The organism is Sphaerisporangium rhizosphaerae, from assembly GCF_042665155.1.
Lineage (GTDB): Bacteria > Actinomycetota > Actinomycetes > Streptosporangiales > Streptosporangiaceae > Sphaerisporangium > Sphaerisporangium rhizosphaerae.
Genome location: NZ_JBHTCG010000018.1, coordinates 49,261 through 70,960, shown reverse-complemented (window position 1 = coordinate 70,960; position 21,700 = coordinate 49,261). Strand labels below are relative to the sequence as shown.

Annotated in this window: 14 protein-coding genes; 6 read left to right on the top strand and 8 right to left on the bottom strand. The window is 70.8% G+C overall.

What is annotated here, in order from left to right:
- Positions 1–131: 131 nt before the first annotated feature.
- From ACFQSB_RS24560 to ACFQSB_RS24545, 4 genes are all read left to right on the top strand, one after another.
- Positions 132–2,510: a ricin-type beta-trefoil lectin domain protein gene (locus ACFQSB_RS24560; RefSeq protein WP_380829338.1), complete on the top strand. Its 2,379-nt coding sequence runs from the start codon at positions 132–134 to the stop codon at positions 2,508–2,510.
- Between the two features lie 147 nt (positions 2,511–2,657).
- Positions 2,658–5,486, top strand: a complete 2,829-nt coding sequence (locus ACFQSB_RS24555) for a PQQ-dependent sugar dehydrogenase (RefSeq protein ID WP_380829337.1) — start codon at positions 2,658–2,660, stop codon at positions 5,484–5,486.
- An 81-nt stretch (positions 5,487–5,567) separates the two neighbouring features.
- Positions 5,568–7,316 carry a lectin gene (locus ACFQSB_RS24550; protein WP_380829336.1) on the top strand — a complete coding sequence of 583 codons (1,749 nt, stop codon included), beginning with the start codon at positions 5,568–5,570 and terminating at the stop codon, positions 7,314–7,316.
- A gap of 148 nt (positions 7,317–7,464) precedes the next feature.
- Positions 7,465–9,387, top strand: coding sequence for a family 43 glycosylhydrolase (locus tag ACFQSB_RS24545; RefSeq protein ID WP_380829335.1), 1,923 nt, complete (start codon positions 7,465–7,467; stop codon positions 9,385–9,387).
- 84 nt (positions 9,388–9,471) lie between these two features.
- Here the strand turns inward: ACFQSB_RS24545 and ACFQSB_RS24540 are convergent, their stop codons facing one another.
- Both ACFQSB_RS24540 and ACFQSB_RS24535 read right to left on the bottom strand, forming a co-directional pair.
- On the bottom strand, positions 9,472–10,512 hold the full coding sequence (locus tag ACFQSB_RS24540; RefSeq protein WP_380829334.1) for a LacI family DNA-binding transcriptional regulator: 1,041 nt from the start codon (positions 10,510–10,512) through the stop codon (positions 9,472–9,474).
- A 357-nt stretch (positions 10,513–10,869) separates the two neighbouring features.
- Positions 10,870–12,702, bottom strand: a complete 1,833-nt coding sequence (locus tag ACFQSB_RS24535) for an RICIN domain-containing protein (RefSeq protein ID WP_380829333.1) — start codon at positions 12,700–12,702, stop codon at positions 10,870–10,872.
- A gap of 718 nt (positions 12,703–13,420) precedes the next feature.
- Between ACFQSB_RS24535 and ACFQSB_RS24530 the strand changes: the two genes are divergently transcribed.
- Positions 13,421–14,953 carry a lectin gene (locus ACFQSB_RS24530; protein WP_380829332.1) on the top strand — a complete coding sequence of 511 codons (1,533 nt, stop codon included), beginning with the start codon at positions 13,421–13,423 and terminating at the stop codon, positions 14,951–14,953.
- 54 nt (positions 14,954–15,007) lie between these two features.
- Here ACFQSB_RS24530 and larC read toward each other — a convergent pair whose 3' ends face one another.
- From larC to ACFQSB_RS24500, 6 genes are all read right to left on the bottom strand, one after another.
- Positions 15,008–16,123 carry a nickel pincer cofactor biosynthesis protein LarC gene (gene larC, locus ACFQSB_RS24525; RefSeq protein WP_380829331.1) on the bottom strand — a complete coding sequence of 372 codons (1,116 nt, stop codon included), beginning with the start codon at positions 16,121–16,123 and terminating at the stop codon, positions 15,008–15,010.
- Positions 16,120–16,785, bottom strand: a complete 666-nt coding sequence (gene larB, locus ACFQSB_RS24520; RefSeq protein ID WP_380829330.1) for a nickel pincer cofactor biosynthesis protein LarB — start codon at positions 16,783–16,785, stop codon at positions 16,120–16,122. The genes larC and larB overlap by 4 nt, the downstream gene beginning before the upstream one ends.
- A gap of 106 nt (positions 16,786–16,891) precedes the next feature.
- Complete coding sequence (gene larA, locus ACFQSB_RS24515; RefSeq protein ID WP_380829329.1) at positions 16,892–18,151, bottom strand: nickel-dependent lactate racemase; 1,260 nt, start codon at positions 18,149–18,151, stop codon at positions 16,892–16,894.
- On the bottom strand, positions 18,141–19,052 hold the full coding sequence (locus ACFQSB_RS24510; protein ID WP_380829328.1) for an aldo/keto reductase: 912 nt from the start codon (positions 19,050–19,052) through the stop codon (positions 18,141–18,143). Before ACFQSB_RS24510 ends, larA begins: the two co-directional genes overlap by 11 nt.
- Positions 19,049–19,789, bottom strand: a complete 741-nt coding sequence (locus ACFQSB_RS24505; RefSeq protein ID WP_354926776.1) for an SDR family NAD(P)-dependent oxidoreductase — start codon at positions 19,787–19,789, stop codon at positions 19,049–19,051. The genes ACFQSB_RS24510 and ACFQSB_RS24505 overlap by 4 nt, the downstream gene beginning before the upstream one ends.
- 64 nt (positions 19,790–19,853) lie before the next feature.
- Positions 19,854–20,702, bottom strand: coding sequence for a fumarylacetoacetate hydrolase family protein (locus ACFQSB_RS24500; protein ID WP_380829327.1), 849 nt, complete (start codon positions 20,700–20,702; stop codon positions 19,854–19,856).
- A gap of 166 nt (positions 20,703–20,868) precedes the next feature.
- Between ACFQSB_RS24500 and larE the strand changes: the two genes are divergently transcribed.
- Positions 20,869–21,678: an ATP-dependent sacrificial sulfur transferase LarE gene (larE, locus tag ACFQSB_RS24495; protein WP_380829326.1), complete on the top strand. Its 810-nt coding sequence runs from the start codon at positions 20,869–20,871 to the stop codon at positions 21,676–21,678.
- Positions 21,679–21,700: the final 22 nt, after the last annotated feature.

The window sequence follows — 21,700 nt, the reverse complement described above, 5'->3', positions numbered from 1 at the left end:
CCATCGAGACCAGCACTGGAGGTTCAGGTATGCGCGAGAACGCCAGACCGGTCAACCGGATCCGGCCTCGTTCGCACCTGCTCGTTCGGACCGACCTCCTTGCCGAGACGACCCGAGAAGGGGTTCGCTACATGAGCCGACGAAGTAGAACAAGGGCATTCCTCCCGGCGCTCGTGGTCGCGCTGCTGACCGCCGCCCTCTCGTTGATCGGCGTCTCCTCGGCGCACGCCGCCGTCTCGATCACGATCAACGGCGGTTCCGGCGGCCGCACGCTCGACGGCGTGGGCGCCATCAGCGGCGGCGGAGGCAACAGCCGGCTGCTCGTCGACTACCCCGAGCCCCAGCGCGGCCAGATCCTGGACTACATGTTCAAGCCCGGGTACGGCGCCGCGGTGCAGATCCTGAAGGTGGAGATCGGCGGCGACACCAACTCCACCAGCGGCGCCGAGCCGAGCCACCGGCACACCTCCGCCGACCTGGACTGCGGGCGGGGCTATGAGTGGTGGCTGATGGAGCAGGCCAAGGCCCGCAACCCCAACATCAAGCTGGCCGGCCTCTCGTGGGGCGCGCCGGGCTGGATCGGCAACCGCAACTTCTGGTCCCAGGACATGATCAACTACCTGGTCGACTGGCTCAAGTGCGCGAAGAACAGCCACGGGCTGACCATCGACTACCTCGGCGGCTGGAACGAGCGGGGGCGCGACCTCAACTGGTACATCAACCTGAACGCCGCCCTGGACTCCAACGGTTTCAGCAACGTCAAGATCGTGGCCGATGACACCAACTGGGGCTCGGCCGACGACGCGGTGAACAACACCGCGTTCCGGAACGCCGTGGACATTTACGGCAACCACTACGTGTGCGGTTATCGCAGCGCGCAGACCAACTGCCCCAGTACCAACAACGCCATCAACTCCGGCAAGCAGTTGTGGGCCAGCGAGAACGGGTCCGACGACTACAACGACGGCGCCAAGGCCCTCGCGCGCGGCATCAACCGCGACTACATCGACGGCAAGATGACCGCCTACCTCAACTGGCCGATCGTCGCCGCCATCACCCCGAACATCCCGTGGCCCACGATGGGCGTCGCCATCGCGCCCCAGCCGTGGTCGGGGTACTACAACATCGGCAAGAACGCCTGGACGATGGCGCAGACCACCCAGTTCACCGCGCCGGGGTGGAAGTACCTCGACTCCTCCAGCGGGTACATCGGCGGCAGCCGCAACAACGGCAGTTACGTCTCGCTGAAGTCGACCAACAACTCCGACTACAGCACGATCATCGAGACCATGGACGCCGGCGCGGCCCAGACGCTGAACTTCACCGTCAACGGCGGCCTGTCCACCGGCACCGTGCACGTGTGGTCCACCAACCTCAACTCCAACAACTCCGCCGACCACATGGTGCGCGGCAGTGACATCACCCCCTCGGGCGGCGCCTTCTCGCTGACCGTCCAGCCCGGCCGCGTCTACACCATCACCACCACCACCGGCCAGGGCAAGGGCACCGCCACCAGCCCCGCCCAGGGCTCGATGCCGCTGCCCTACTCCGACAACTACGACGGGTACGAGGTCGGCAAGGAGGCCAAGTACCTGATGGACCAGCAGGGGGCCTTCGAGGTGACCGCCTGTGGCGGGGGCCGCGCGGGCAGGTGCGTGCGCCAGATGGCGCCGCGCATGCCGATCACGTGGGACGGTGACTACGACCCCTACGCGCTGCTCGGCGACGTGGGCTGGAGCAACTACACCGTCTCCTCCGACGTCCTGCTGGAGCAGTCGGGCTACGTCAAGCTCATCGGCCGCGGCGGCACCCAGCACTACAGCCCGGCCGGGCAGAACGCCTACTACCTGCGGGTGACCGACGGCGGCGCCTGGTCGATCCAGCGCAACACCGCCTCCAACGCCACCACGACCCTGAGCAGTGGCACCGTGGCGGCCCTCGGCACCAACCGCTGGCACACGCTGTCCCTCGGGTTCTCCGGGTCCACGATCACCGCCGCGATCGACGGCGTGACGGTCGGCACGGTCACCGACACGATGTGGGGCGCCGGCCAGGTCGGCCTCGCCACCGGCGCGACCGAGACGGCGCAGTTCGACAACCTGTCCATCACTCCCGGCTCGGGCGGCACCCCGACCAACGTGCTGCGGAGCATGGCGTCGGGCCGCTGCCTGGACGTCCCCGGCCAGACGCAGACCAACGGCACCCAGGTGGCCATCTGGGACTGCAACGGGCAGGCCAACCAGCAGTGGATCGCGACCTCGGGCAAGCAGCTCCAGGTGTACGGCACCAAGTGCCTGGACGCCCAGGGCACCAACGCCGGCGCCCGGGTCGTCATCAACGGCTGCAGCGGCGGCACCAACCAGCAGTGGAACCTCAACGCCGACGGCACGGTCACCAGCGTGCAGTCCAACCTGTGCCTGGACGTCACCGGCGAGGCGACGGCCAACGGCACGCTGGTCGAACTGTGGTCCTGCACCGGCGGCGCCAACCAGAGGTGGACCCGTAACTGAGAGGCGCCGGGGGTGACCCCGGACGGACGTGCGCGCGGGCGGCGGCCCCCACTCGCGCGCACGTCCGTCGCCTCCGCGCGCAGAGCATGCGCGAGCTGATCTCGACAAACCATGGCGTTTCGCACGGCAGGAAGGACCCATCCCCCTATGTCCCGACGTTGGTGGCTCACGCTGCTGACCGCGTTCGCGCTGGTCGCTCCGGGAGCCCTCGTTCTCACCGCTCCGGCGGCCAACGCGCTGACCATCCCCGCGTCCGACTACCAGCAGATCAACCTCGCCTCCGGCGGCAACGAGCTCGGCGAGGCGATGTCGCTGGCCGTCATGCCGAACCGGTCGGTGCTCCACACGGCTCGCGACGGCACACTCCGCGTCACCGACGTCAACGGCAACACCAAGGTCTCCGGCAAGCTCAACGTCTACACCCACGACGAAGAGGGTCTGCAGGGCGTCGCCGTGGACCCCGGCTTCGCCACCAACCGGTGGGTCTACCTGTACTTCTCGCCGCGGCTGAGCACGCCGAGCGGCGACGCGCCGGCCACCGGCACGCAGTCGCAGTTCGACTCCTGGAAGGGCGAGCTGCACCTGTCGCGGTTCACCCTCAACTCCGACGACACGCTCAACATGAGCAGTGAGAAGGTCGTGCTGGTCGTCGCGAACGACCGCGGCCTGTGCTGCCACGTCGGCGGCGACCTCGACTTCGACGCCCAGGGGAACCTGTACCTGACCACGGGCGACGACAGCAACCCCTTCGACTCCGCCGGGTACGCGCCGCTCGACGAGCGCACCAACCGCAACCCGCAGTACGACTCGCAGCGCACGGCGGGCAACACCAACGACCTGCGCGGCAAGCTCCTGCGGATCCACCCGGAGTCGGACGGCAGCTACACCATCCCGAGCGGCAACCTGTTCCCGCCGGGGACCGCGAAGACCCGCCCCGAGATCTACGCCATGGGCCTTCGCAACCCGTTCCGCATGTCGGTGGACAAGGCGACCGGCGTGGTCTACGTCGCCGACTACGGCCCTGACGCCGGCTCGACCAACTCCAACCGCGGGCCGAGCGGCCAGGTGGAGTTCAACCGGATCACCGGCCCGGGCAACATGGGCTGGCCGTACTGCACCGGCACCAACACCAGCAGCGAGACCTACAACGAGTGGGACTTCAACAGCAACAGCACCGGTCCGAAGTACAACTGCTCCGGCGGCCCCACCAACAACTCCTTCCGCAACACCGGCCTGACCACCCTTCCCGCGGCCAAGCCGGCCTGGATCAAGTACGGCGGCGACTCCGGCTCCCCGTCGGAGTTCGGCAGCGGCTCCGAGTCGCCGATGGCCGGCCCGGTCTACCGCTACGACGCCTCGCTCAACTCCTCCGTCAAGTTCCCGTCGTCGCTGGACGGCAGGTTCTTCGCCGGCGAGTACGGCCGCCGGTGGATCAAGGCGATCGAGGTCAAGAGCGACGGCTCGCGGGGCGAGATCTCCGCGTTCCCCTGGTCGGGCACACAGGTGATGGACCAGGCCTTCGGCCCCGACGGCGCCCTGTACGTCCTGGACTACGGGACGGGCAGCAACAACCAGGCGCTGTGGCGCATCGAGTACATCGGCACGGCGGCCAACCGCAACCCGATCGCCAAGGCGGCCGCCGACAAGACCTCGGGACCCGCGCCGCTGACGGTGAACTTCTCCTCCTCGGGCAGCTCCGACCCCGAGGGCGGCACGCTGAGCTACTCGTGGAACTTCGGCGACGGGAGCACCTCCACCTCGGCCAACCCGAGCCACACCTACTCGAGCGACGGCTCCTACACCGCGACGCTGACCGTCCGGGACCCGCAGGGGCTGACCGGAAGCGCGAGCGTCAGCGTGAGCGTGGGCAACACGGCCCCGACGGTCACGCTGACGAGCCCGGGTGACGGCCAGCTGTTCTCCTTCGGCGACACGGTGCCCTTCACGGTCAGCGTCAGCGACCCGGAGGACGGCACGATCGACTGCTCGACGGTGTCGGTGACCTACTTCCTCGGACACGACAGCCACCGCCACCAGATCACCACCGCCAACGGCTGCAGCGGCACCCTGACGGTGCCGACCGACGGTGAGCACGACGCCGCGGCCAACATCTACGGCGTGTTCGTGGCCTCCTACACCGACAAGGGCGGCCTGACCACCACCAGCACCCGCACCCTGCAGCCGCGCCACCGCCAGGCCGAGCACTTCGGCGCCCAGCAGGGCGTCCAGGCCACCGCCCACACCCCGGCCGAGGGTGGCAACACCGTGGGCTACATCGACGACGGCGACTGGATCTCCTTCCAGCCGTACACGCTGAACAACGCCACCAAGATCACCGCACGCGTGGCCTCGGCCGGCGCGGGCGGCCGCATCGAGGTGCGCGCCGGCTCGGCGAGCGGCACCCTGCTCGGCACCGTCACCGTGCCGGTCACCGGGAACTGGGAGACCTACGTCGACGCCACGGCGAACCTCAGCGGCGCTCCCTCGGGCGCGACCACGTTGTACCTGGTCTTCCGCGGCTCCACCGGCGGCGGTTACCTGTTCGACCTGGACGCCTTCACCCTGGACACCGGGACGGTCACCAACCCGACCTCCACCACGATCAAGGGCACGGGGTCGGGCCGGTGCCTGTACGTCACCGGCGGGTCGCAGACCAACGGCACCGCCGCGGTGATCCAGGACTGCAACGGATCGGCCGCCCAGCAGTGGACGGCGACCAGCGCGACCGAGCTGCGGGTCTACGGCAACAAGTGCCTGGACGTCAACGGCGGCGCCACCGCCGACGGCACCGCCGTGATCATCTGGGACTGCAACGGGCAGAACAACCAGAAGTGGCGGTTCAACAGCGACGGCACCGTCACCGCCGTCGGCGCCAACAAGTGCCTGGACGTCAACGGCGGCGGCACCGCCAACGGCACCAAGGTCCAGATCTGGACCTGCAACAGCGGAAACAACCAGAAGTGGACCCGCGTCTGACCCTCCCCGTTCATCGGCTCGTGTGACGTCGTGGCGCGGCCCCCGGCCGCGTCACGCCGTCACGACCTGGAAGGACCCCCCATGCTCCGACATCTGATCCCCGGGCGAAGCGCAGGGAGCGGCAGCAAGAGGTCGGCCCCGCGCCGGTTGGCGCTGGTGGCCGCGCTCGCCACCGCCGCCGTCACCGGCATCGCCGTCGCCCCCGCCCACGCCGCCAGCTACAAGGTGCTGGTGTTCTCCAAGACCGCCGCGTTCCGGCACGACTCCATCCCCGCCGGCATCCAGGCCATCCGCGACCTCGGCACGGCCAACGACTTCTCGGTGGACGCCACCGAGGACGCGAACGCGTTCAACTCCGGCAACCTCGCGCAGTACAAGGCCGTCGTCTTCCTCAGCACCACCGGAGACGTGCTGAACGACTCCCAGCAGAGCGCCTTCCAGTCCTACGTCGACGGCGGCGGCGGTTACGTGGGCGTGCACTCCGCCGCCGACACCGAGTACAACTGGTCCTACTACGGCGGGCTGGTCGGAGCCTGGTTCAACAACCACCCCGCGATCCAGCGGGCCACCGTGCGCACCGAGGACCGCGCGCACGCCGCCACGTCCCATCTCGGGGCCACCTGGTCGCGCACCGACGAGTGGTACAACTACCGCACCAACCCGCGCTCCAGCGTGCACGTGCTGCAGAACCTGGACGAGTCCAGCTACAGCGGCGGCTCCATGAGCGGCGACCACCCCATCACCTGGTGTCACCCGCAGTCGGCCGGCCGCGCCTTCTACACCGGCCTCGGGCACTCCATCGACTCCTTCTCCGAGACCAACTTCCGGACGCTGCTCCTCGGCGGCATCCGCTACGCCGCCGGAGCGGTGAAGGCCGACTGCCGTCCGGAGACCGGGTACACCACCCTGTACAACGGCTCCACCACCGGCTGGTCGCAGGCCGGCTCGGGGTCCTTCGCCAACAGCGACGCCACGCTGACCTCGCAGGACGGCCTCGGCATGCTGTGGTACAGCGCCAAGGAGTTCAAGTCCTACTCGCTCAAGCTCGACTGGAAGCTGACCGGCGACTCCGACTCCGGGGTGGTCATCGGCTTCCCGTCCACCAGCGACCCCAACGCCGCCCTGAGCAACGGCTATGAGGTGCAGATCGACGCCAGCGACACCGCCGGTTACACGACGGGCGCCGTCAACGGGGCCAAGGCCGCCGACACCACCGCCCGCGACGCGGCGCTGAACCCGGCGGGTCAGTGGAACACCTACGAGCTGCTCGTCGAGGGCGAGCGGCTGCAGGTGTTCCTCAACGGCGTGAAGATCAACGACTTCACCAACACCGACTCGGTGCGCTCCCTCCAGCAGGGGTACATCGGCATCCAGAACCACGGGTCCGGCGACACGGCGGCCTTCCGCAACGTCCGCATCAAGGAGCTGGGCGGCACGACGCCGACCGGCAACGCGCTCCGGGGCGTGGGGTCGGGCCGGTGCCTGAACGTCAACGGCGGGTCGCAGACCAACGGCACCGCCGCGGTGCTCTATGACTGCAACGGATCGGCCGCCCAGCAGTGGACGGCGACCAGCGCGACCGAGCTGCGGGTCTACGGCAACAAGTGCCTGGACGTCAACGGCGGCAGCACCGCCAACGGCAGCGCCGTGATCATCTGGGACTGCAACGGCCAGAACAACCAGAAGTGGCGGCTGAACTCCGACGGCAGCATCACCGCGGTCGGCGCCAACAAGTGCCTGGACGTCAACGGCGGCGGCACCGCCAACGGCACCAAGGTCCAGATCTGGACCTGCAACGGCCAGAACAACCAGAAGTGGACCCGCGTCTGACCATCACCGTTCGCGGCGTACGAACCGGGAGCCCGGCGGCGAAATCCTCGCCGCCGGGCTGCCTGGCTGTCACCCCCTTCCACCGGCCCGCCATCCCGGCACGGGTTCATCACCTCAGTTGTTAGCGCTAACAATTCTGGAGTCGACGTTGAGAACCGCCTTCCAGCTCCGAGCCGGGCACCGGCTCGGACGGGGCCTGCTGCTGGTCATCGGCCTGCTGTGCGCCGTGACACTCCTGCCCGGCCTGCCCGCCAGGGCCGACAACCCGATCGTGCAGACGATCTACACCGCCGACCCCGCTCCGCTGGTCTACAACGGCCGGGTCTATCTCTACACGGGACACGACGAGGACAACTCCACCTACTTCACCATGAAGGACTGGCGGGTCTGGTCCTCGGCCGACATGGTCAACTGGACCGACCACGGCTCGCCGATGAGCCTGTCCACCTTCTCCTGGGCGGCCTCGGACGCCTGGGCCGGCCAGACCGTCTACCGCAACGGCAAGTTCTACTGGTACGTCCCGGTCAAGGATCGCGCGAGCGGCCAGATGGCCATCGGCGTCGGCGTCTCCACCAGCCCCACCGGCCCCTTCACCGACGCCATCGGGCACGCCCTCGTGCGCAACGGGGAGATCGACCCGACGGTGTTCATCGACGACAACGGCCAGGCCTACCTCTACTGGGGCAACCCCAACCTGTGGTACGTCCGGCTCAACACCGACATGATCTCCTACAGCGGCTCCCCCACCCAGATCCCGCTCACGACCTCCGGGTTCGGCACCCGCACGGGCAACACCAGCCGTCCCACCCTGTATGAGGAAGGCCCCTGGGTCTACAAGCGCGGCGGCACCTACTACAACGTCTTCGCCGCCAAGTGCTGCTCGGAGTTCATCGGCTACTCGACCGCCTCCAGCCCCACCGGGCCGTGGACCTACCGCGGCACCGTCATGCCGACCCAGGGCGCCTCGTTCACCAACCACCCGGGGGTCATCGACTTCAACGGCAACTCCTACTTCTTCTACCACAACGGCGCCCTGCCCGGCGGCGGCGGTTACACCCGTTCGGTCGCGGTCGAGAGGTTCACCTACAACTCCGACGGCAGCATCCCGACGATCAACATGACCTCCACCGGGGCGCCCCAGGTGGGCACGCTCAACCCCTACACCCGCCAGGAAGCGGAGACCATCGCCTGGGAGTCCGGCGTGGAGACCGAACCCGCGAGCGAAGGCGGCATGAACGTCGGCTGGATCGAGAACGGCGACCACATCAAGGTCAAGGGGGTCGCGTTCGGTTCCGGCGCGACGTCCTTCAACGCCAGAGTGGCCTCGGCGAACAGCGGCGGCAAGATCGAACTGCGCCTGGACGGCGTCAACGGCTCCCTGGTCGGCACCTGCACCGTCAACGGCACCGGCGGCTGGCAGACCTGGACGACCGTCTCGTGCCCCGTCAGCGGCGCCACCGGCACCCATGACCTGTACCTGCGTTTCACCGGCGGTTCCGGCACCCTGTTCAACGTCAACTACTGGCAGTTCGCCGGCGGGACGAGCGGCGGCGGCAACCTGCTGACCAACGGCGACATGGAAGGCGGCACCACGGGCTGGGGCGCCTCCGGCGGAACCCTCTCCTCCAGCACCACCACGCCGCACGGCGGCGCACGCTCGTTGGCGATCACGGGTCGCACGGCGTCGTGGAACGGCACGACCCAGGACGTGACCTCCAAGCTCACCAACGGCAAGAGCTACACCACGAGCGTCTGGGTGCGCGCGCAGAGCGGCACGCCCAGCGCGAAGGCGACCCTGGCGGTGACCGCCGGCGGCACGACCAGCTACATCCAGCTCACCCCCGCGGCGGCGGTCACCTCCAGCGGCTGGACCCAGCTCCGGCACGGCGACCGTGTCGTGGAGCGGGACGCTGACCGGCGCGAGCTTCTACGTCGAGACGGCGGCGGGCACCGACGGCTTCTCGATCGACGACGCCTCGTTCCAGTAGCCGCCCCACCGGCCGGCCCGACGCATCTCCCGGCCCCGCCTCTCCCCCGACCCCGTCCCGAACACCGGTCCCGTCCCCCATAACCGACCCCGTCCCGAACACCGGTCCCGTCCCTCATAACCGGCCCCGGCCCGAACACCGGCCGCCTCCCGCGGCCGGGTCACCGGTCAGCGCGCTCCCGGATCTCCCGCCTCCGGCCGCCGACCGGCGGGGCCGGTGGTCCCGCGCAGGGAGACGGGAGGGGCGACCAGGACGTGGCGGTGCGGGATGGCGGGATCGGCGATGCGCTGGATGAGCATCTCGACGGCGCGGGCGCCGAGCTCGTCGGCGGGCACGTCGGCGGCGGTGAGCGGCGGGTGCAGGTTCTCCGCCCAGTCGCGGGCCGCGACGCCGATGATGGAGAAGTCGCGCGGCACCGCCAGGCCCGCCTGGGCCAGGGCGCGGTACATGCCCGGCATGGCGGCCTCGTTGATCGTGGCGACGGCGGTCAGATCGGGGTGGTCGTCAAGGAGCCGCTCGACGCAGGTGACCCCCGACTGGGCCTCGTCGGCACAGCATCTCTGCACGCCGTGCAGGCCGCGTTCGGCCACCGCGCGCGTGAAGCCGGCCTGCGCGCGGTGGCCGGGGCCGTACCCGGCCGCCACCAGCTCCGCGGACCGGTTGACCAGGGCGATGCGGCGGTGCCCCAGGTCGGCGAGGTGGTGCACGCACCTGGCGATCAGCGTCTCGTAGTCGATGTCGACCCAGGACATCTCTTCGGGGTGGCCGGTGCGGCCGATGCCGACGAACGGCAGCCCGCTCTGCTGCAGACGGGTGACCCGGTCGTCCTCCAGCCGTATCTCCATGAGGATGACGCCGTCCACCCGCCTGCCGCCGACCACCCGCTCGAAGGAACGGTCGTGCTCGCCCCCCGACGGCGACAGCAGCACGTCCAGGTCGGCGCGCGCCGCGGCGTCGACGACGCTGGCCACGAAGCCGAGCTGCATGTCGGTCAGCCGCCTGCTGGCCGGAGGGATGACCAGCCCGAGAGTGCGGGTCTTGCCTTCCTTGAGCGCCTTGGCCACGGCGTTGGGCCGGTAGCCCAGCTCGTCGATGACCGCCTGGATGCGCCGCCGCGTGTCCTGCGACACCGGACGCTTGCCGCTCAAGGCGTAGGAGACGGTGCTACGCGACACCCCCGACCGCCTGGCGATCTCCCCGATGTTCACGGCGCTCCTCACCCCAACCGACCCGACACGCACATCGTAGGTCGAATCGAGCCCGCGAAGAACGCTTCCGGCACGGCGGCGTGCGGACGTGCTCCCTGGAGGTGCGGGGTCAGAAGGTTTCGGTCGATGACGAATCGATTCGACGAGCATCGAAAATAGGTGTGAAATACCTACCGGCGGAGATCATTCGACCTCATGACGTGACGCACGTCCGCCCGGCGGCATCGGCTCCGCTCCGGCTCGGACGCGTGCCGGCCCGGCGGCGGGAGATCCCGCCGCCGGGCCGTCGCACTCACGGGCGTGGTGCCGTTCCCGCGTCATGAGTCCGTCATGCCCGGCGGGCCGGCGCCGGCCGGGTCAGCTCCGGGTCCACTTCTGACTGGTCGTGCCGGTGCAGGACCACAGTTGGACCTTCGTGCCGTTCGCCGTGCCGAAGTTGCTCGCCTCCACGCACAGGCCGGACTGCACACCGGTGATGGTGCCGTCGGAGTTGACGTTCCACTGCTGGTTGGTCTGTCCGTTGCAGTCCCAGATGATCACCTGGGTGCCGTTGCTTGTGCCCTGCCCGTTGGCGTCCAGGCACTTGTTGCCGTACACCTGCAGCTGCTTTCCGGAGGTCAGGGTCCATTGCTGGTTGGCGCCGGTGCCGCAGTCCCACAGATTGAGCTGGGTGCCGTTGGTGGTGGACGAGTTCGGGACGTCCAGGCACCGGCCGGCGTTGACGTTGCGCAGCACCGATGACGCCCCGGTGCTGGGGCTGGGACTGGGTGTGGGGCTCGGGCCGGGGCCTGAGGAGGGAGGCAGGAGCGTGATGGTGAAGGTGTCGTCGACGCTCGTGTGCGGCAGGTTGACCGTCGTGGCGTTGCCGGACAGGGTCGCCACGGAGTTCTGGACGGTGACCGGACCGCTCACCGCGCCGCCGCCGTTGTAGGGGATGCGCTCGACGAGGACGCGTACCTGGTTGTTCTCCACGATGCCGCTGGTGGTGTTCAGGCCCTGCAGGTTGACCGCGACGTTCCCGGTGGTGGTGCCGCCGCCGACCAGCACCTTGGCGTTGCCGCTCGCCTTGGTGGCGAAGGCGTCGTAGTTGGCGCTCGGGGTGACCGAGGCGATCTGGCCGGTCTGGGAGCCGTAGAAGCGGTAGACCCACCATTCGCCCTTGGTCTGGTACTGCCCCGAGGAGTTGTGGATCAGCAGGTTGCCCAGGTCGTTGTGCAGGTTGCCGCCGCTGGCCCAGTTGGCGCGCAGGCCGTCGGCGCCGGCCCTCTCCAGGCGGGCGATGTACCACGCGCCGTCGGCCGGGTTCTGCTCGTTGGACGCCCCGTACTCGTTGATCTGGTAAGGGCGCGAGTGGGCGATGCCGCGGGAGTCCAGGGTGGTGTTCGCCGTCGCCACGTTCGCCACCGGGTCGCCGGGCAGCGAGTGCCAGCTGACGATGTCGGGGACCACGTTGTTGGCCTTGACGTAGTCGAGGTACTGGGTCCACCAGCCGCCGGTGGACGGGACGCCGGCCAGGCTCGGGCCCACGATCGGCTGGGAGGGGAACGCGGCGCGGACGCGCTGGTAGGCGCGCCGCCACATCTCGAAGTACTGCGACTGGGGACGGTTCCAGAAGATCGTGATGTTGGGCTCGTTCCACAGGTCCCACTGGACCGGGGCGCCGGTCGCCTGCACGTCGCTGATCAGGCGGGTGAGGAAGTTGTCGAAGTCGGTCCAGTTGCCGTTGTCGCCGGGGAAGCGGGAGATCGGGTAGCCGTCGGCGCCCCACAGGTCGTGGACCAGCAGGACGAACTGCCCGCCGAGCGACCGGGTGCGCAGCAACTGGGCGCGGGTGGCGTTCCACCGGCGGTCGTACTTGCCCGACACCCAGCCGCCCGGGCTGTCCAGCTGCGCCCCGCCGGCGCGCATGTACCGGAACTTCACGTCGGTGAAGAAGTTGTCCGCAGGCGCGGCGCCGTTCTCGGTCATGCCGTAGATCCAGCCGGAGGCCCGGTAGGTCGGTGCGCCGCCGGCGGTGGAGAAGTTGACGGTGATGGACTGGTCGGCGGCCTGGGCCGGCGCCGTCGGCAGGACGGAGGCGGCCACGAGCGCGCCGAAGGAGAGCAGGGCGGCCAGGCCGTACCGGCGTCTGCGCCGCCTGCCGGGGGTGGTGTCCGCGGATGACTTGCCTGACGACACGCCGATGTTCATCTCGCACTCCTCACGAAAGGCTCCGGGCGGCGGGCGCGAATGTGAGCAGCTCGGCCCGGCGGACGGCTCGTGCTGGGGGGACAACCGATCCATCGAACCGATTCGCACGCAGCTTAGGTTTCGCTGCGGCGCGATGTCAATGGCGGGTGTCGGAGACATGAATGGGGTGTTTCGGTGCCCCGTCCGCCGCGAGCGAGCGCGGAAACCTGCGCGAAAAACACCAAGGCACGACGAGCCGTTTTGCGGCGGCGGCGGGTGCGTCGGCCGCGTCCACCCGGCGGGTTCGGCACCGAGCGCCCGCCGTCACCGATGAACGTTTCACCGCCGCTCACCAACAAACACATCCGCGGACCGAGAAATGGGCAGATAACTCCGCCTATTGCCGACAAATGCGACTAAACGACCCTGGCTGGATCTTGACAGAACGCGGCCCGTCCTATGTGCTTCGGTGCGCATAGGCACCTCCGGCTCAGCCGACGGAAGGGAGCGCTGGCCCGTCCCGATGTGTTAGCGCTAACAATGCCGTCCGCCCGCTCCGGCCGGACGGAAGAAGACCTGAATCGCGAATCGATTCGCCGGTCACGGGTGTGCCGCGCCCCCTCCGGCCGCGCGCACGGTGACCCTTCCGCCCGGGACACGGCGATCGCCGGCCCCGAGGCGGCCACGGCGTGCACGAGCCCTGTCACCGCCGTGCCTCCACCCCCCAAGGAGTTGAACAATGCGCTCATCACCCGTTCCCCCGTCCGGCCGTCGCCGGACATGGTCGCCGCTGGCCATGGCCGCCTGTCTCATGACGTTGCTGGCGGCCACGCTGCTGTGGTCGGTGCCGGCGTCGGCGGCGACGGCGCCGCTGGTCAGCGCGGCGTCGGGGCGTTGCCTGGATGTGCGGGGCAACGTCGACACGCAGGGGTCGGCGATGCAGATCTACGACTGCAACGGTCAGGCCAACCAGGCGTTCGAGTTCACCTCGGCCGGGGAGCTGCGGACCTTCAACGGCACGCGATGCCTGGACGCCTACAACAACCAGACCTCGACCGGCACGCAGGTGGTCATCTGGTCCTGCAACGGGCAGAACAACCAGAAGTGGCGGCAGAACTCCAACGGGTCGATCACCGGCGTCCAGTCGGGACTGTGCCTGGACGTGAACGGCGGGGGCACCGCCAACGGCACCGCGGTCATCCTGTGGACCTGCAACGGCCAGAGCAACCAGAGGTGGACCACCTCGGCCCAGCCGACCCCCACGCCCACTCCCACGGTCACCCCCACCACCACCCCCTCGCCGGGCACCGGACTGCCGTGTGACATCTACGCCTCGGGCGGCACCCCGTGTGTGGCCGCGCACAGCACGACGCGGGCGCTGTACAGCGCCTACAACGGGAACCTGTACCAGGTCAGGCGCTCGTCGGACAACACCACCCGCAACATCGGCGTGCTGAGCACGGGCGGCGTCGCCAACGCCGCGTCCCAGGACTCCTTCTGCTCGGGCACCACGTGCGTCATCACCGTGCTGTTCGACCAGTCGGGCCGGGGGAACGACCTGTGGTACCAGGGATCGAGCCAGGTTCCCGGCTCGACGTCCAGCAGCCCCGCCCGGGCGACCACCGAGTCGCTGACGGTCGGCAACAGCAAGGCGTACTCGCTGTACATCAACCCCGGCAACAGCTACTGGCGTGACGGCCACCTGACCGGCGTCCCGACCGGCACCGCCCCCGAGGGCATGTACATGGTGACCAGCGGCACGCACGTCAACAGCGGATGCTGCTTCGACTACGGCAACAGCGAGACCACCCGCAAGGCCGACGCCGCCGGGGCCATGGACGCGATCTACTTCGGCACCAGCTGCTGGTTCGGCGGCTGCTCAGGTTCCGGTCCCTGGGTCCAGGCCGACCTGGAGTGGGGCCTGTTCCCCGGGGGGAGCAGTTCCTGGAACCCCAACCAGCGGGCGTTCAACAGCAAGTTCGTCACCGCGACGCTGAAGAACAACGGCACCTCCCGCTTCGCCATCAAGGGCGGCAACGCGCAGTCCGGCGGCCTGACCACCCTGTGGGACGGCTCGCTGCCCAACGGATACAGCCCGATGAAGAAGCAGGGGGCCATCGTCCTGGGCAGCGGCGGTGACTGCTGCAAGCCGGGCGGCGGCGCCAACCTCAGCGCGGGCACCTTCTACGAGGGGGCCATGGTCGCGGGCTACCCCTCCGACGCCACCGAGAACGCCGTCCACGCCAGCATCACCGCGGCCGGCTACCGCTGACCTCGGTTCGCTCCGCCTGTTAGATAGAGGACACCGGAAGTGCCCGCACGCGGGTCACAGGGCGTCGAGGGCCTCTCGCGCCAGCTCCCGCAGCGGCCTTCCGGTGGCCTCGGCCAGGACGACCAGGTCGTCATGCTCGGGTTTGACGCCCCACGGCCCGCGTTTCATCCGCACCTGGTGTCCGTACAGCTTCACGGTCTCGAAGTGCCGGGGCAGCGCGACCTTCTCGACCACGTGGCGGCGCAGGCCGAGGCTCCCCGTCTCGGCGAGAACGAGCTCCTGCAGGTGCTCGGCCGACTCGAGCGGCGCGAGCACGTGCAGGACGTGCGCGGGACGGCCCTTCTTCATGACGGCGGGCGTGGCCCAGGCATCGGCCGCGCCCGCGGCCATGGCGCGCGCGATCACGTGCCCGAGGACCTCTCCGGTGACGTCGTCGAGGTTGGTCGACAGGACGACCTGGCGGCCCGGCGCGGCGAGGGACCGGCCGACCATGGCCACGGTCACGTTGGGCCGGTCCGGCAGCACCCGGGTTCCGGCGCCGTATCCGGTGGCGAGCAGTTCCATCTCCGGCGCCGGGCCGTACACGGCGCCGGCGGCCCGCAGCAGGGCCGCCCCGGTCGGCGTGACCGCCTCCCCCGCCTCCCCGCCCCGCACCAGTGCCCCTTTGAGCAGGGCGAGGGTGGCCGGAGCGGGGACGGGGAGCGTGCCGTGGCGGGTCCGCACGGTGCCGCCGCCCAGAGGCAGCGGCGCGCAGTGGACGCGGGTCACACCGAGGTCCCCCAGCGCCGCCGCGCAGCCGACGATGTCGATCAGCGAGTCGTGCCCGCCGAGCTCGTGCAGGTGGACCTCCGCGGCCGGGACTCCGTGCAGTGCGCCCTCCGCCTCGGCGATCGCGGCCAGCGCCGCCTCGGCGACGGGCAGTCCGGCGCGGGAGGCCATCTCGATCAGGGCAGAGGCGGGGCGCTCGGTGGCGTCGTCGTCGACGTCGATGCGGACCCGCAGGGCGACCAGCGCGCCGGTGCGCACCCGCTCGGCCTCCAGCCGCCAGCCGGTCAGGCCGGTCATGGCGACGGCCCGTCGCACGGCGTCGATCGAGGCGCCCGCGTCCAGGAGCGCGCCGAGCAGCATGTCGCCGGCCAGGCCGGTGAACGGATTCAGGTAGAGGATCACCTTGGCCGCCTGGTGAGGCGGTAGGCCGCCAGCGCGGCGCCGAACCCGGAGTCGATGTTGACCACGGTGATCCCGGCCGCGCACGAGGTGAGCATGGCGAGCAGGGCGGTCACGCCCTCCAGCGCGGCCCCGTAGCCGGTGGAGGTGGGCACCGCGACCACCGGCGTCTCGACGAGCCCGCCGACGACGCTGGCCAGCGCCCCCTCCATGCCGGCGATGACGATCACGCTATCGGCCGCGCGCAGGTCGCCGGCGGCGGCGAGCACCCGGTGGATTCCCGCCACCCCCACGTCCCTGACCATCGTGGTGCGCAGGCCGAGCGCGGCGGCGACGGCGGCGGCCTCGGCGGCCACCGGGCCGTCCGCCGTCCCCGCCGTGACCACCGCCACCGTGTGGCCGATCGGCCGCGCCTCACGCCAGACGAGCAGGCGCGCGGCCTCCTCGTACCGGCCGCCGGGGACCAGCGCGAGCACGGCCGCGGCGGCGCCGGGCTCGACGCGGGTCACCAGGACCGGGCCGGTGTTGCGGTCGAGCAGGGCGGTGACGATGCCGGCGATCTCGGCCACCTGCTTTCCCGGACCGTAGACGATCTCGGGCAGCCCCTGGCGGGCCTCCCTGTCTATGTCGACCCGGGCGTACCCGAGGTCCGTCGACTCGCTCATGCGAGGCCCGTGCGGCGGACGCCGCCCGGCCGGGCGGCGCGGGCCCCCGGCAGCGGCGACCGGATCGGCGGGCAGATCGACGGGCGGATCGACGGACGGCGGAGCACTACACCTCCTCGGCCAGGTACGGGATGGTCATCGGCCCCTCCGGCAGGACGCACACCCGGCCCGGCAAGGATTCTACGGTGGCGGCGATGTCGTCGGTCTGCTCCAGGTGGGCCGTGGCCAGATCGGCGTCGCTCAGGTGCGAGGTGTGCATGATCACGCGGGCGGCGCGCTGGATGCGGGCCTGGATCTGCACCTGCCACTGGTCGGGAACGGTCACCGTGCGGCGCGAGATCTCCTGGAACAGCGCCTCCGGCGAGGCGGCCGAGGTGAGCACCTCCCGGTAGGAGCCGTGGTCGGGGAACCCGTCCCGGCACTCGGCGGCGCAGATGATCGTCCCCCCGGGCCGGACGACCTGGGCGGCGGCGCTCATGCCCTTCACCGCCTGGTAGAGGTTCTGGTCGAGCGGGAAGCCCGCGTTGGTCGTCACCACCACCTCGAAGGGCTCGGCGACCGGCCGCATCGCCGCGGCGCGGGCGGCGGCCGTGGCGGCGGCGTGCATCGGCGCCAGGTCGCCGCCGAACGCCCGCACGATCTTCTGCTCGCGGTTGAGCACGACGTCCAGGGCGAAGGTGACCCCGGTCCCGGCGGCTATCGCCCGGACGTCGTCGTGGACGGGGTTGCCCTCGATGACCCCCCAGGTGGCGCGCGGGTCGCCGATGCGGGCCGCGTCGTGCAGCGTCAGCACCGTCTCCAGCGCGGCGAGCCCGGGCGCGACCAGCTTGGGACCGCCGGAGAAGCCGGCGAAGAAGTGCGGCTCCACGAAGCCGGTCGTGATCCGCACGTCCGCGTCGGCCCACTCACGGTTGAGCCAGACGGGCACGTCCTTGCCGAAGCGGCCCATCCAGCGCAGCGACGAGGCGTCGCGCGCGTCGTGGTTGACGATGCGCACCGCGTCCACCACCTGATCGCCGAACATCGCCCGCAGCTCGGTGTCGGTGTTGCCCCGGTGGGTGCCGGTGGCGACCAGGATCACCACGTCGTCCAGGTCGACGACGCCGTCCAGCTCGGCCAGGATCGCCGGGATCATCAGATGGCGGGGCTGCGGCCGGGTGCCGTCGCACGCCGAGATCGCGACGGTCTGCCCGCGGCTCACCCGTTCACGCAACGGCGGACCGGCGACCGGTTCGCGCAGGGCGCGCCGCAGCTCCGCCGTCTCGTCACCGGCGGCGGCCCTGTCCACCGGGGTGATCACCGTGGTGCGCTCGTCCGGCAGGTCCACGGCGAGCCCGCCGGTGCCGTAGGCCAGGTCAACCCGCATGGTCCAGCTCCTTCCACAGCGCGTCCGGCAGGTCCGTCTCGGTCAGCTTCACGTCCTGCGTGATCTCCTCCGGGCTGCGCGCGCCGATCAGCACCGTGGTCACGGCCGGATGCCGGTGCGGGAACCGCAGCGCCGCCGCCGGCAACGGCACCCCGTACGACGCGCAGATCCGCTCCAGCTCGCCGGCCCGTGCGAGGACCTCGGGTGGGGCGGCGTCGTAGTCGTAGGTGGCGCCCCCGGCGAGCACACCGCTGTTGAAGACCCCGCCCGCGATGACCGCGACGCCGCGACGCTCGCACTCGGGCAGCAGTTCCGCCGCCGCCGACCGGTCGAGCAGCGTGTAGCGGCCGGCCACCAGGACCGCGTCGACATCGGTCTCCCGGACGAACCGGGTCAGCATCTCGGCCTGGTTCATTCCGGCCCCGATTGCGCCGACCACGCCCTGGTCGCGCAGCTCGGCCAGCGCCGGATACGCCTCGCCCGCGGCCTGCTCCCAGTGGTCGTCCGGGTCGTGGATGAACACCAGGTCGAACCGGTCGAGCCCGGTGCGCCGCAGGCTGTCCTCCAGCGAGCGCAGGACGCCGTCGCGGCTGTAGTCCCGCATCCGCCTGTACCCGGTCCGGCCGGGGAAGCCGTCCTCCTCGCCGTCGCCGGGAACCAGCACCCGGCCGACCTTCGTGGACACGACCGCCTCGCCGGCGCCTTCGGGCAGTCCCCGCAGGAAACGCCCGAGGCGCTCTTCGGCCAGCCCGCTCCCGTAGTGCGGCGCGGTGTCGAAGTAGCGAATCCCCGACTCCCACGCCGCGGCCAGCGTCCGCTCCGCCTGCGCCTCCTCCACCGGGGCGAACAGCCCGGCGAGCGGTGCGGTGCCGAGCCCGTACGCCCCGAGGCCGGCTCTCATGAACCCGTCGGCCGTAGCCGCAGGCCGGCCATGCCGCCGTCGACGGCCAGTTCGATGCCGACGGTGGAGCCGGAGGCGGGGCTCGCCAGGTAGGCGACGGCGGCGGCGACCTCCTGCGCGCCGACCAGGCGGCCGTGCGGCTGCCGGGCGGCCAGCGCGGCCCGTTCGGCCTGCGGGTCGGGGGCGGCGTCCAGCAGCCGGCCGATCCAGGGGGTGTCCACGGTGCCGGGGTTGACGCAGTTGACGCGGATGCCCTCGCGGATGTGGTCGGCCGCCATCGCGCGGGTGAGCGCGAGCACCGCGCCCTTGGACGCCGAGTACAGCGCCCGCTGGGGCAGTCCGGCCGTGGCCGCGATCGAGCAGGTGTTGACGACCGCCGCGTGCGGGGACCGGCGCAGGTACGGCAGGGCCGCGCGCGTGACGCGAACCATGCCCACGACGTTGAGGTCGAACACCCGCAGCCACTCGGCGTCGTCGTTGTCGGCGACCGTGCCCTGCGCGCCGATGCCCGCGTTGTTCACCAGCACGTCGATGCGGCCGTACCGCTCGGCGACCGCCGTGACCGCCCGGCGGACGGCGGCATCGTCGGTGACGTCGCAGACGAACTCGGTGTCCCTGAGGTCCAGGACCGCGACCTGCGCGCCGCGCGCGGACAGCTCCTCCGCGACGGCCTGCCCGATGCCGGAGGCGCCGCCGGTCACCACGGCCACCAGCCCGTCGAACTCGCCCCCGCTCATCGTCCCTCCCGCGCCGGTTCGCACGCGCGCGGGCCGGTGCGCCCGGGAAGCGCTCGGCCGCCGCTCACGCCTGCCCCATCCGCTGACGCTGGCGGCCCAGGCCGTCGATCTCCAGCTCCACCACGTCGCCCTCGCGCAGGTACGCCTCCGGGCCCATGCCCATCGCCACTCCCGCCGGGGTGCCGGTGTTGATCACGTCGCCCGGCTCCAGCACCATGAACTGGCTGAGATACCAGACCACGTGGTGCACGCCGAAGATCTGGTTCTTGGTGTCGCCGTTCTGGCGCGGCTCGCCGTTCACCCACAGCCGCAGGGCGAGCGCCTGCGGATCGCCGATCTCGTCCGCCGTGACCAGCCACGGGCCGAGCGGGTTGAACGTCTCGCACGACTTGCCCTTGTCCCACTGGCCGCCGCGCTCGATCTGGAACTCGCGCTCGGAGACGTCGTTGGCGACGGCGTATCCGGCGATCACCTCCGCCGCCTCCTCGGGCGAGGACAGATAGCGGGCGGTGCGGCCGATGATCACGGCCAGCTCGACCTCGTAGTCGGTCTTGACGCTGCCGCGCGGCACCAGGACCTCGTCGTCGGGGCCGACGATCGTGTTGGACGCCTTCATGAACACCACCGGCTCCGCCGGGACGGCCGCCCCGGTCTCCTCGGCGTGGTCGGAGTAGTTCAGGCCGATGCAGACGACCTTCCCGGGCCTGGCCACGGGGGCGCCCACGCGCTCGTACGGCCCGGCCTCGGGCAGGCCGCCCTCGGAAAGGGCCGAGCGCACCCGCTCGACGCCGCCCCCGGCCAGGAACCCGCCGTCGATGTCCGGTGTGATCGACGACAGGTCCAGGACGCGGCCGTCGGGCGCGAGCACGCAGGGACGTTCTCCGCCCGCCGGGCCCACTCGCAACAGCTTCACGAACTGCCTTCTTCCGCTTGGTTCAGGGATGGTACGAATTATGGCGAGCCTGGCAGATTCATCGGGTCGCGGTAAAGCCTCACACCCCGAGTGGATCGTCCAGATCGCCGACGACCTCGTATGGCACCATTATTCACGTCACATTGATCGGATGTTTGGATCACAGATGGATGACCTCCTGCGCCGGCTGAACGACCGGCTGAGCGCCGAGACCGCTCTGGTCGTCGCCTACTCGGGCGGCGCGGACTCCGCGTTGCTCGCCTTCGCCGCCGCCCGCGTGCTCGGCGCGCGGGCGCTCGCGGTCACCGCGGTCTCCCCCAGCCTGGCCGCCGCCGAGCGGTCGGCCGCCCGCGCGTTCGCCCGGCGCCACGGCCTGGCGCACCTGGAGGTCTGCACCGACGAGGCCGAGCGGCCCGAGTACGCGGCCAACGGCCGCGACCGCTGTTACCACTGTAAGTCGGCGCTGTTCGACGCGCTCGCCCCGCTGGCGGCCGCGATGGGCGCCCGCATGGCGCTCGGCACCAACCTCGACGACCTCGGCGACCACCGGCCCGGTCAACGCGCGGCGGCCGAGCGCGGCGCCGTCACCCCGCTGGTCGACGCGGGGCTGACCAAGGCCGACGTCCGCGCCCTCAGCCACGAGCTGGGCCTGGTCACGGCGGACAAACCCGCCGCGCCCTGCCTGGCCTCGCGGGTGAGCTACGGCGACCCGGTTACCCCGGAGATCCTGCGCAAGATCGAGACCGCCGAGGCCGCCCTGCGCGACCTGGGGTTCCCCGTCTGCCGCGTCCGCGCCCACGCCCAGGGCACGCTGGCCCGCGTCGAGGTCCCGAGCGAGGAGATCCCCCGCGCGGCCGAGCTCCGCACCCGCATCGACGCCGCCGTCCGCGACGCCGGCTTCACCTTCTGCTCGCTCGACCTGTCCGGCTTCGCCTCCGGCCGCCTCAACGCCCTGCTTCCGCTGCTTCCGATCTGACCGGCGCCTGTCCTCTGGGGCT